The 12,302-nt window shown below is 71.1% G+C and carries 7 protein-coding genes; 2 read left to right on the top strand and 5 right to left on the bottom strand.

From position 1 onward, the window contains the following. The coding region (locus HV824_RS00870; protein WP_176422445.1) for a hypothetical protein at positions 1-874 on the top strand (874 nt) is incomplete at its 5' end. An 83-nt stretch (positions 875-957) separates the two neighbouring features. Next, complete coding sequence (locus HV824_RS00865; protein WP_176422444.1) at positions 958-1,767, top strand: sigma-70 family RNA polymerase sigma factor; 810 nt, start codon at positions 958-960, stop codon at positions 1,765-1,767. A 33-nt stretch (positions 1,768-1,800) separates the two neighbouring features. Here the strand turns inward: HV824_RS00865 and HV824_RS00860 are convergent, their stop codons facing one another. From HV824_RS00860 to HV824_RS00840, 5 genes are all read right to left on the bottom strand, one after another. After that, positions 1,801-5,220 carry a PD40 domain-containing protein gene (locus HV824_RS00860; protein WP_176415101.1) on the bottom strand — a complete coding sequence of 1,140 codons (3,420 nt, stop codon included), beginning with the start codon at positions 5,218-5,220 and terminating at the stop codon, positions 1,801-1,803. After that, positions 5,214-5,756: a DUF1318 domain-containing protein gene (locus tag HV824_RS00855; protein ID WP_176415100.1), complete on the bottom strand. Its 543-nt coding sequence runs from the start codon at positions 5,754-5,756 to the stop codon at positions 5,214-5,216. The genes HV824_RS00860 and HV824_RS00855 overlap by 7 nt, the downstream gene beginning before the upstream one ends. Next, positions 5,753-9,445: a hypothetical protein gene (locus HV824_RS00850; RefSeq protein ID WP_176422443.1), complete on the bottom strand. Its 3,693-nt coding sequence runs from the start codon at positions 9,443-9,445 to the stop codon at positions 5,753-5,755. The genes HV824_RS00855 and HV824_RS00850 overlap by 4 nt, the downstream gene beginning before the upstream one ends. A gap of 135 nt (positions 9,446-9,580) precedes the next feature. After that, positions 9,581-11,095, bottom strand: coding sequence for an amino acid adenylation domain-containing protein (locus HV824_RS00845; protein WP_176415098.1), 1,515 nt, complete (start codon positions 11,093-11,095; stop codon positions 9,581-9,583). Beyond that, a complete protein-coding gene (locus HV824_RS00840) occupies positions 11,092-12,231 on the bottom strand; it encodes an acyl-CoA dehydrogenase family protein (protein WP_176422442.1) in 1,140 nt (379 codons plus the stop codon). The genes HV824_RS00845 and HV824_RS00840 overlap by 4 nt, the downstream gene beginning before the upstream one ends. Positions 12,232-12,302 lie beyond the last annotated feature (71 nt).

Raw genomic sequence — 12,302 nt, 5'->3', positions numbered from 1 at the left:
AAGAGACAGGACCGGGTCGCCGTGGGTGCGGGGCGGACTGGAGGTGTCGTTCGACCGGCTCGTCCTCCTGCCCGGGCCGCTCCAGGGGCCGCCGCTGGCCCTCCACGAGGCCAGCGCGACCTTCACCGTGCTGCCCCAGCGCGCCTGGCTGAGCGTGGGGCTGTTCCGTCCGCAGGTGGGCCGGGAGAGCCTCACCAGTGGCTTCGAGGTGGACTCGCTGGACAAGGCCATCACGCAAGGCCCCCTGCGCCAGCACCTCACCGGCAGGGAGTCGGGGCGCGCGCCGGGGGTGGACGTGGGGGGCCTCCTCCAGGGAGAGGGCTGGAGCGTGCGCTATGACTCGGGCCTGGTGGTGCACCGCCCCGGGCCGGAGGGGACGCGGCGACCGCCGCTGCTCGTGGCCCGCGCCGCGCTCACCCTGGGGGCGCCGGAGGCGGAGGCGTATTCCCTCAGCCTTCCCATGAATGACTTCGGCCTCCGGCCGGGCTTCACCCTGGCCCTGCAAGGGAGCACGGAGCCCGGGGGCGACTCGCGCTCCTGGGGCGTGGACGCGCTCCTGCGGCTGCGTCCGCTGGTGCTCTCCGCCGAGCTCCACCAGGTGGCCTCCCCCCAGGGACACGCGCTGCTCGCGCATCTGCGCGCGGGCTTCAACCTGCCAGGCCCAGGGGCCACGGTGCTCGAGCCATGGGCGCTGGCGGCGTGGGGCGCGGGCGGCGCGCTGGAGGACACCCCGGGCGGCGCGCGGCTGGATGCCGGGCTGAGCTGGTATCTCCAGCGGCAGGCGCTTCGCGCCACGCTGGGAGGGCGCTGGTGGCCTCCTGGACATGGCGCGTCCAGCGGTCAACTCGGCCTGTCGCTTCAGCACCGGCGCTAGTCTGGCGCGATGTAGTCTCCTGGCGCCATCCAGGAAGGCATCCTGGTGACCGGGCGTTCTTCCCACGAGGAGGCGAAGGGCGGATGTCGACGCGAACCGATGAGCAGTTGATGGAGGCCGCGCGCGCTGGCGATGACAAGGCCCTGGACGAGGTCCTCGCCCGCCACGAGAAGCAGGTGTACCGCTTTGGCCTGCGCATGTGCGGCTCGGAGGAGGACGCCATGGAGGTCCTTCAGGAGACGCTGTTCACGGCCTTTCGGGGCCTCCACGCGTTCCGGGGGGATGCGGCGCTGTCCACCTGGTTGTACCAGGTGGCCCGCACGCACTGCTTCCGCCTGCGCCGCCGCCGCGTCGGCGCGCCCGACGACTTCCAGCCGCTCGACGCGCCCGCGGCCACCCACGTCGCGGCGGAGGAGGCGACGCCGGACATGCTCTCCCATGCGCGGCAGATGGGCGAGGTGTTGCAGGCGGCCATCCTCGCGCTGCCGGAGGCGCACCGCGAGGTGCTCATCCTCCGGGACGTGGAGGGGTTCACGGCGGAGGAGGCGGCCGGCGTGGTGGGCATCGAGGTGCGGGCGCTCAAGAGCCGGCTGCACCGCGCGCGGCTGCAGATGCGCGAGCACCTCGCCACCCTCCTGGGGGAGGGCGCCCACGGACAGAGCCCGGGGTGTCCGGAGCTGGCGCAGGAGCTGTCGGAGTTCGCCGCGGAGGAGGTGGACCAGGCCGCCTGCGTGCGCCTGGAGGACCACCTGTCACGCTGCCCCCGCTGCAGCGAGGCGTGTGACGCGCTCAAGCGCACGGTGTCTCTGTGCCGGCGCATCCCCGGAGATGAGGTCCCCGCGCCCGTGCGCGCGGCGGTGCGACAGGCGCTGTCACGCGCGCTGCCCTCCTGAGTCCGCTCGCCTTGGCGCACCTGGGGGCGCGGCCTACGGGGCCGCGAGCGCCGAGTAGACCTCGAACCACGCCAGGTACGAGCGCCACGCCGGGTCTCGCAGCTCGACGAGGGCGCGTCGCGCCTTGTCCAGGCGCAGGGGCACGTCGAAGGGCAACCCTCTGTCGCCCTTCACCTCCAGTTGTGCCGCGAACCAGAGCACGTCCAGTTGCCCCGTATCGACGTCGGCGTGCGTGCGGGCCACCAGCGCGTCGGCATGCTTCAACGCCTCGCCCAGCCACCGCGCCGCCTGGGCGGAGGCCTGCTGGTCCACGGCATTCTCCGCCAGCCGCAGCTCCGCCAGCGTCACGGAGCGGAGGTCCTCATCGCGGTCCAACTGGTCGAACTGCTCAAGGTACAGCTTGCGCTGCGCTTCGAGCGCCCGCGCCGCGGCGTCCAGACGCCCCATCCGGGTCTCCGCGTTCGCGCGCAGGCCCGAGCTGATGAGGCGATACGAGCGCAGGACGTGCTCCGGCGTGGAGTGGGCCCACTTCAGCGCGCTCCGGACCGCGGGCGTCGCCAGGCCGCGCTCGACCTGCTCCAGGTCTTCCAAGGTCCGCCGTGGCTGGCCGGCACCCAGCGCAGCGGCGCCACGCGCCAGTCGCACCACCATCCGGTTGCGCAGGCCCTCTTCGTCCTGGGGGCTCGCTTCCACGAGCGGCAGCACCCGGTCATAGAGCGTCAGCGCCCGGTCGAAGCGGCCCGCGGCGAGGTTGTAGAGCGCGGCGCGGTCCAGGGCCAGAGGCAGGAACCTGGACAGCCGCTGCGTGGTCTCCACCATGGCCAGGGCCTTGTCCGCCGCCTGCGCCGCATCGGCTGCACGGTCGACGTGCAGCAGCGCATGGGCCCGCGCCATGGACACGGCCAGCCCCGCCCAGTTGTCCACATAGGGCAGTTGGTCCCGCTGCTCGAGGTACCCCAGGGCGATGTGGAAGTTGCCCACCTGCGTGTGCAGCAGCCCCAGCGCGCCCAGTATCATGGCCCGGTAGCGGACGTTGTTCCGCATCAGGTCCAAGGCCACCATGTAGTAGCGGTTGGCGCGCTCGGCGGCGGCGGGGTCGCGGTTGCGCAGGAAGTCCTCGTGATGGATGGCGCCCAGGAGCGCCTGCACCACGCGCTGGTTCTTCAGCTCCGGCCACGCGGCGCGCAGCTCCCTCCTGGCCGAGGTGACAGCCTGGGCGTGGGCATCCCCCTCCAGCCTGGAGAGCTGGCGCGCGGTGACGTAGGCCTTCACGAAGTGCGCGAGCGGCTTCGCCCTGTTCGGGGCGGTGGTGGTGACTTCCTTCTCCACCACGTCCGGACTCACGCCGGCTCGCAAGCGCAGGTTCATGGCTTCGACGGCGCTCTCCAGCGAGCCCGTCCGCTGCGTCACCAGGTCGAAGTCCTCACGCGCCCTGTCCTGGCGCTGCCGTGCCAGCCGCCGGTAGGCGCGGCCCATCAGGGCGCGGCGAAAGAGCCGCTCGGCGCGGCGGCGCTCCTCGCTACCCGGTGGCGTGTCGTCGACGTAGACCAGCGCCAGCGATTCCATGATGCCGTCGGCGCCGAGCTCCGCCGACCGCTCCACGGCGTCCTGAACCAGGACCCTTCTGCGCAGCGGGTCCTGCTGCTGCCGATAGAAGCCGAGCAGCGCCTCCCGCACGGCACGAGGCGGCCGGTCGCTTCGGAGCGCATTGATGTGGCGGCCCAGCTCCAGCGCGTACGCGTAGGCCGAACCGGCGGGCGCTGTCGTGAGGGCCTGCGCCATCGCCGCGTCCGCTTCGTCGTAGGGGCGTCCCCGGTACAGGGCGCGAACCGCGGCGCGAGCGAAGTCGAGCTGGTCGTCGGCCGGGAAGATGCGGTGCTCGGAGAGCCGTCGGCTCGCTTCGACCAAGGGCTCCCGCTCATCGAGCTCGCGGTACAGCGCGTCCGCTCGCGCGTGGTAGGCCTCCAGCACCGCGCGCGGCGTGGTGTCGGCGATTTCGGCCGCCTCCAGCTCCTTCCGGGCCCGCGTGAAGTCACCCGCGTCATCCGCCAGCTCGCTGCGCACCACCTGCTGGAAGACCGCGGCCGCGGGGCTGAGCGCGTTCGCGGGCTCCAGCGCGGCCACGCGCTGCTGCTCCGCGACGCTCAGTTCCTCCACCATGCGGCCCCGCTCGCGCTCCTTCATGGCGCGCCGGTGGTCGATGAGGACGCGGAGCGGCCCCTCCAGGCCCGCGGTGGTGGGGTCGCTCACCGAGTCCAGGTGACGGGCGTAGAACTCCGCCGCGCTGAAGTCCTCGAAGGCCAGGTGCAGCATGCTCATGCGCATCATCAGCACGCGGCGGAGCCTGGGCCGTGTCTCTAGCAGCAGCCGGTGGCGGTAGAGCAGCAGCTCATCGGCGCGGCGGCCGACCATCCTCAGCTCGGCGCTGAGCCGGCGCGCATCCCATGCACTGGGGACCTGGCCATCCAGCGGCAGTTGATACACGTCCAGGGACCGCGAGCGTGAACAGGTCGCGACCAGGGACGTGGCCGCGGGCGCCGGGTACTGGCAGTTCCAGGACTGGCTGGTGAGCTGGTCCGGATGGGCGGCGGCGGCCCGCTCGGCGGCGTCGTCACGCTCCGTCGCGAAGGGCACCCGGAACAGCACGCCGCTGTCGCTGGCATCAATGACGCCATCCGCGTTCGAGTCCGTGAAGAACTGCACCACGTACAGGTAGCGCCCGTCCCGGGAGAACGCCGGCTGGCCCGTCTGCCCCGGGATGTCGAGCGGCAGCGGGTGGGGCTTCGCGCCGGGCGCATCCAGGCGCAGCGCCTCCAGATGGGGCGCGGCGCGCGCGGCGAAGCCGGGGCCTACCTGCCGCACGGAGCGCTCGATGGGGACGTACACCAGCCAGCGCCCATCGGGGGAGAGGGTCGGGCTGGTCAGGTTCCGCTCGAGCAGGGGCGTCACGCGCCATGTGCCACCCAGCTCGACTCGCGACAGGTGAAGGTCGCCCTGGATGGTGGCCCGGCTCACCAGCGCGATGCGTGAGGCGTCCATCCACTCCGCCTGGAGGGCGTTGGCGTCTCCTTCGAGGCACCGGCGCTCCTTCGCGGTGGGCAGCTCGCGCACGCACAACTGGCCGCCGGCCTGGTTCCGGAACGAGATGTAGAGCAGGTGCTTCCCGTCGGGGCTGATGCGCGGCCAGGTGACATCCGCGCCTTCGTCGAAGAGCCGGCGCTCGCGGCCGCGCTCCAGGTCCTGCGTGTAGATTTCGGTCGCGATGTTGCGGTTGGACGCGAAGAGCAACGTGTTGTCATCAGGCGCCAGCTGTCCGAGGAACTGGTCCCCCACGCCGACGGTGAGCCGGGTGGGCATGCGCACGCCGCCGTCGTCCTCATCGTCCTGAGCCCAGGCACTGCCCGCGAGCAGCACGGCCAAGGCCACGCAGCACCGCAGCCAGCGCGTCAGCACTGCTTCTCTCCCCAGGTCCCATCCTCGGCCTCGACCCACCCGCCGCAGACGACACCCTCCGCGTGCACCTTGTGCCAGTTCCGGCGCAGCGTCTCCTCTGGGACGTCGGGCCGGGCCGACCGCATCCACTTCCAGAGCTGCTTGCGTGCGCGGTTCACCCGCTCCACCAGGGCCACGTCATCCGCCGTCATGCGCCCGGCCTGGCAGCGGCGCCGGGTATTATTCGCCAGCAGCCCGTCCCGTCCCTCTCCCACGCAGTGGCGTCGCAGCAGGTCGTCCACGCGGTCCGCTGGCGTCCTGCCGATGTTCTCCACCAGCGGCGTGGGCTGGATGCCCAGCGCTTCCAGTTGATTGGGCGTGAACGGCACCGGCGTGGGGTTCATGCCCGCGCGAGCCAGGCGCTGCTCCACGTCGTTGAACGAGCCCGAGGCCTGTTCCTCGAGCGCCGTCGCGCGGTCGACCATGACGATCTCCGGCGCGCTGATGCACCCGGACGTGGCGAGGGCGGCCCACAGCAGCAACCCACGGTGTTTCATGGCGTCGTCTCCAGAAGCGTCATGGACTTGATGAGCTGGTCGACGATGGGGCCCATGGGGATGCCCCGGATCTCGTCGATGCTGAGCAGCTTCGCCAGGCCGCCCATGGTGATGCGCAGGCTGCCGAAGCCGCGGTTGAAGCTCACCCGCACGTGCTCCGGGTAGCCCAGCCGCAAGGCATACCGGACCCGGTTGGTGGCGGGGTCGACATGGCGGGGGTCCTCGATGTCGAGCAGGTCCAGCAGGTGGCGGTTGCCAATGCGCAGGATCTCCGCGCGGCCATCGATGCTGCGGTCCTTCGCGGAGATGACCACGGCGGCATTGCCGTCGAAGGGCTCTCCTCGGGACGACTGGACGCCGGTGGCCCGCACGCGGGCCTCCAGGGTGGAGCGCTTGCCTTGCCAATCCAGGCGCCACTGCCCGGTGAGGCGCCCCCCGCGCACCCCCATCTCCAGCTGCGTCATGGAGACGACGTGCTGGTCGATGGACAGGTTCCCCGCCAGGGGCGCGACGGTGACGAACGGCGTGCTGATGCGTCTGGCGGACACGTACCCGCTGCGGGAGAGCAGGGGATGCTGGTCGGCGAAGCGAAGCATCGGGTACGGGTTCACGTCGATGTCGCTCAGCAGCCGCAGGTGTCCCTGGCTGAACTCGAGGTTCTCGGTGAGCGGGACGTTGCCGTCCATCCCTTCAATCTCGAACCCCTGCTCGGGCAGGCGCAGGTTCAAGTCCTGGAGGAGCAGGTTGGAGACGGTCCGGAAGACGACGAGGTCGGGTGAGCTCACGCGGAAGCCGACGGTGACCTTGCCGCTTCCCTCCAGGACTCCGGGCTGCGTGAGCCTGGCCATGTCCTGCGCCAGCTCGCCCCGGAGCCCCATGCGGCGCCGGTCCTCGCTGAGGTCGAGCCGCCCCCGGACCTTCAACTGGGTGCCGGTCCCCGCGTGGGTCAATTGGAGCTGGGGGACGTGGATGACGCCCGTGGGCTTGCGCCGCGCGGTGAACGTCGCCTCCAGGTCCTGGACCGGATAGGGCAGCGCAGGGTTCTGTTCGAGCGCGCGGAGCTTCAGGTGCTGCTTCAGCTCGATGTCGCCCGCTTCCAGCGCCTCGGTGAAGCTGGCGGTGGTGTCGCTGGTCAGCTCCGAGAAGGCCAGCCGCCGGTCGCTCATCCCGATTGTGAGCTTCTCCACGCGCAGGTCACTGTGGACGGTTCGCTTGGGACCGTCGACGCGAGACGCCAGCTCCCAATGCAGCGCGGGGGCGTTGACGAACAGGGCGTCCTGTCTCCAGCGCAGGCCGCGCGCGCGCACGGCCGCCGTTCCATCGAAGCTGGCGGTGCGCGCCGGGTCCGGGGCCAGTCGCGGCGTGCCATCGGCTGAGACACCCGTGAGCACGCCGCGCAGCGTGCCATGCAGCTCGATGCCTACCGCGAGCCGCCCGGCATTCAGCTCCGAGGGCACCCGCGCCATGGCCAGCAAGGGCGCCAGGGTTCCCAGTGGGGGGATGTCGCCCGTCACGTCCATGCGAAGGGCGCGGGCCCTCCGGTCGAAGGCCGCCGCGGCGTCCAGCATGACCTTGGGCCCTTCGTGGCTGGTGAGACCCACCCGGAGCGCGGGCTCCCGGCGGTTGAGGTCCAGGGTCAGCGTCTGGTGCTGGAGTCCCAGGTCCTTCTCACCGGCCTTGAGCCCTTCGACTCGCAGGTCCACGTCGCCCTGATGGCGCCAGGCGTCACCCCGCGAGCGCACCACGACGGCGACGTTGCTGGCCGTCACGTCATCCCACGCGGGCCGTTGCAGCTTCAGCTCCGTGCGGTGCTCCAGCCGTGGCGCGGAGGAGAAGAGCGCCTTCACGCTGCCCTGGGAGGCCAGGCTCACGCCCAGGTGCCGCCACGGAATGCGCGCCGCGACCGGGTCGGGAATGAAGGGGCGGGCGGCGGCGAGGTCCGGCGTCCGAGCGGCCAGGGTGTAGGCCACCGCGTCGGTGTCCTTGGTGGCATCCAGGGACGCCTGCGCGTCACCGACGTCGAGCACGAGCCGCGCGCGGCCTCGGCTGAGCTGGGGCGCGTCGAGCCGCGGGAACGCGTCCGACGCATCGAGCTTCACGCGCACGGGGCCCTTCAGCAGCGTGCGCCCATCCGGCGAGGACAGGTGGAGCGCCCCGACGGGCACGTTCGCGCTCAGTGCGAAGGGAGGCGCCGCCGCCAGCGGCGCGCTGAGCTGGAAGCCCATCCGTTCGGCCTTCGCTCGGAGGTCGGGGGTTCGAAGTTCCAGGGACTCCACCAGGCCTGACAGGCTCGCGTCTCCGGCGACTTTGAGCGGGGATGAGGGCTCCGGGCGGAGCTGATGTCCCTTCACTTCACCGTGGGCCTTCAAAATCCGCAGCGCGGTGGGGCCTCCCACGTCGAGCCCATTGACTGCGAACGTCAGGTGCGCGGAGAGCCCCAGCCGCGGATCCGGCGTCGCCACCAGGGTGACGCGTCCACCGCCGAGCGTCAGTTGGACCGGCGCCCCCGTCATCCGGAGCGCCGCGACGTCCACGTCCAGGCCCAGCTTCCCACGGGGCCCCAGCTGAGGCATCGCGCTCAGGGTGACGTCTTGTGCGTCCAGCTTCACCTGGCCGCGCTCGAGCGTGAACGGACGCCATTCGGAGGGGAGCGCCGCCAGCAGCTTCCCAAGCTCGAGGTCCACCAGGGCGCGTGTCACGACCGGGGGCTCTCCCGCGGCATCCGGGAGCACGGCCCGCGCCCGAAGCTCGGCGCTGTCTGTCAGGTGGGTTCGCTCCAGCTCCACGGCGATGTGGCGCTGCTCGACCTCGAACCGCGCGGCCACCGCGCCATGAAGCAGCGAGCGGAGCGAGAAGCGTGGGTCGAAGGTCTGCTGGGTGACATCGAGGTCCACCCGCGCGCGAGCGGCCGACGCGCCAGCCTCCATCGAAAGGGCGAACGCCAGCTCCGCGAAGGCCGGGGGTGTTGCGGAGCCTTCGTGGCGCAGCTCCAGCGGCAGCGGGGCACCCGCCTGCCCCAGGTTCGCGAAGACCTTCCATTCCCCGTCGTGTTGCTTCGCTTCGACCCGCGCCGCCAGCCCACGCAGGGACCACCGCTCGGCGACTTCGCCTCGCTGGACGCGGACGTAGCTCAGCGACACGCCCGACACGTCGACGTGTCCGACGGGAGGCGGCGCTCTCAGGAGGTCCGCGAGCTGCTGGGAGGCACCCACCGGCGGCGCTTCAACGGGCGGCGGCGCTGGGGCTTCAGGCTCCGTCAGCTTCGAGAGGGAGGTGGCGCCTGAATCGTCAGCGACCAGGGCGAGCGCCACGTCCCGCACCACCACCCGCTCAATCCGGATGGGGCCCGTCACCAGCGCACCGGGCGACCAGTGCGCCTCCAAGGTGCCGACGCGCAGCAGCTCGGGCGCGGCGCCGTGGAATGGAGCGGGTGTCCGTACTACCAGGCCTTCCAGCTTCAACCCCGAGAGCAGCTCGACCTGGGCGACCTGGTAGTCCACCTGGAGCCCGGTGGCCGCCTCCACCTCGGAGACAAGGGGCTGCTTCAGCCACGGGCTGTCGAGGTTGCGCGACACCACCACGGCAGCGACCAGCGCCAGCGCCGGGAGCACGACCAGGATCGTAAAAACCACGCCCGCGATGATGCGGGCCCACCGCCGGCGAGGCCGTTCAGCTGTGGTGGAATCCATGGGGCTCGGTTGACGCGAGCGGCCATCATGGTCGGGGGCCTGAACGAAGTCGAGGAGACGTTGCGGGCAGGCGCGGGGCGGTTGCTCGGAGGGTATGAGGACGGCCGCCAGGCTCCCTGGCGGCCGGTGACCAGCTCATGGCTCCTGCGTCAGCTCCCGCAGCGCGCGCCGGTTGAGCTTGCCGTTCGGAGTCCGGGGCAGCTCGGGCAGGACGCGGACCTCGTCCACAATCATGTAGCGAGGCAGCCGCTCCGCGCAGTGCTTCTTCACCTTGAGCAGGGAAGGGGGCTTGCTGGCGCCACTGACCACGAAGGCCACCAGCCGCGCTTCCAGGCCGGAGCCGGTGGCAATCACGCCTGCCTCGCGGATGTCCGGGTGTGTGAGCAGGGCCGCTTCGATTTCGCCCGCTTCGATGCGGCGCCCGCGCACCTTCAGCATGTTGTCGCGTCTGCCCAGGTATTCGAAAGTGCCGTCCGGCAGCTCGCGGCAGCGGTCCCCCGTGGCATACGGCCCGCTCCCGTGGCGAGGCTGGCCCCAGTAGCCCAGCATCACCGTGGGGCCTTCCACCATCAGCTCGCCCACGCCGTCGCCTTCCTCCCGTGCTTCCTCCGAGTCTGGCGGCGGCCGGGCCAGCCACACGCGGTTGCCACAGCTCGCGCGGCCGATGGGCACCGGCTCGGTGCGGTGAGGTGAGACCTCCGTCACCTCATGGAAGGTGCAGACGTTGGTCTCCGTGGGGCCATAGAGGTTGAAGAACCTCGCGTGCCCCAGGTGCTCCCGGAGCGGGCGCAGGTGCCGGATGGGGAAGGGCTCGCCCGCGAAGAGCACGGCGCGGAAGGGCAGCGGGCCATGCTTCAGCAGCCCCCCTTCCTGCATCATCAGCATCAGCGCCGAAGGCACCGAGTACCAGCAGGTGAACCGCTCGCGGAGGACCAGCTCCACCAGCTTCTCCGGCGCGAAGGCCAGCGCCTCCGGGATGAGCGTGACGGACGCGCCGCCCCTGAAGGCCGCGTACAGGTCCAGCACCGAGAGGTCGAAGAAGAACGGCGCGTGGTTGCTGAAGCGGTCCTCCGGCGTGGTGCCGAGCAGCTCGTGGCACCACTCGATGAAGGCCATCGCGTTCCGCTGGCTGATGCACACGCCCTTGGGCGCTCCCGTGGAGCCCGACGTGTAGAGGATGTACGCCAGGTCGTCGTCACCCGCGCCGTGCGGCGGCAGCGGCGCCGAGGAGAAGCCGCTCAGCCGGTTCCAGCAGATCTCCGGCCCCTTGTCGTCCACCAGCAGGTAGCGCATCCGGCTCACGCCCGCGTTGTGGAGCTCGGCCGCGCGCGTGGTGGTGGTCACCATCACGTCGATGCCGCAGTCGTCGAGGATGAGCCGCGTCCGCACCGCCGGGTTCAGCGGATCCATGGGGACGTAGGCGGCGCCCAGCCGGGCAATGCCCTGCATCGCGGCGACGGCGCGCACGGACTTCTCCGTCCACAGCCCCACGCGGTCTCCCCGCCTCACGCCCAGCTCCTGGAGCGCGCGGGCGACGCGGTTGGCGTGCGCGTCCAGCTGGCCGTAGGTGAGGGTCCCGTCGGGACCCTTGATGGCGATGGACTCGGGAGCCTTCGCCGCTGCACGGATGACGATTTGGTCGAGTGTCATAGGCCGAGCTGGTTGGCGATGATGTCGCGTTGAATTTCGGAGGTGCCGGAGAAGATGGCGCTGGGAATGGCGTCACGCAGCACGCGCTCGATGCCCGTTTCGGTCACGTAGCCCATGCCGCCGTGAACCTGGATGGCGTCCAGGCCGCTCTGGATGGCGGCCTCGCTGATGGCCAGCTTCGCCAGGGACACCTCCATGACGGCGTCCTGGCCCTGGTCCATCTTCCAGCAGGCCTGGTACAGCAGCAGGCGGGACGCCTCCAGCCGCTGCTTCATGTCCGCCAGCTTGTGGGAGATGGCCTGGTTCTTCCCCAGGGCCTTCTTGAACTGCTTGCGAGTCCGGGCGAAGTCCGCCGTCTGTTCGAGCACCCGCTCCATCACGCCCACGTAGGCGGCGAAGAGGCACGCGCGCTCCCACTGCATGGAGCGCTTGAACATCGCCGCGCCCTGTCCTTCCGCGCCCAGTCGCGCGGACTCCGGAACACGGCACCCCTCTAGATAGATGGGGGCGATGGGTGACGTGGACAGCCCCATCTTCTCGAACGCGCGCCCCACGGAGAGCCCCGGTGTGTCCTTCTCCACGAGGAACGCGCTCAGCCCCATGTACCCATGGGCCGGCTGGGTGGCGGCGTAGACGAGGAAGACGTCCGCGGAGGGGCCGTTGGTGACGTAGCTCTTGCCACCATCGAGCACGTAGCCGTCGCCGTCCCGCACCGCGCGCGTCTTCAGGGCGAACACGTCCGAGCCCGCCTCCGGTTCGGAGATGGCATTGGCGCCCACCCACTCCCCCGAGCACAGGCGGGGCAGGTACCGGGACTTCTGCGCGTCATCCCCGCTCTCCAGGATGGGCATCACGCAGGCGAAGAGGTGCGCACCCACGGAGAACACCAGCCCGGTGTCCACGCAGCCGCGCCCCAGCGCCTCCATCACCCGCGCCGTGGTCAGCGTGTCCAGCCCCAGTCCGCCATGGGCCGAGGGCACCGGGAGCCCCAGGAAACCGAACTCACCACAGCGCTGCCACAGCTCGCGCGGCAGCGCCTCCTTGCTGGGCTTCGCGGGCTCGGGCAACTGCGCTCGCGCGAAGGCGAGGGCACGGTCATAGAGCTCCACCTGCTCGTGAGTCCAACTGAAGTCCATGTTTTCCTGTCGTTCCAACGGGTGACAGCAACGCGGGAGCGCGCTTCGAAAGCCTCGCGCTCGTACTGCGT

It is taken from the genome of Myxococcus sp. AM009, from assembly GCF_013372605.1.
GTDB classification, from domain to species: Bacteria; Myxococcota; Myxococcia; order Myxococcales; family Myxococcaceae; genus Myxococcus; species Myxococcus vastator.
Note: the sequence above shows the minus strand (reverse complement) of the source record. Positions and strands in the feature narration are given on the sequence as shown.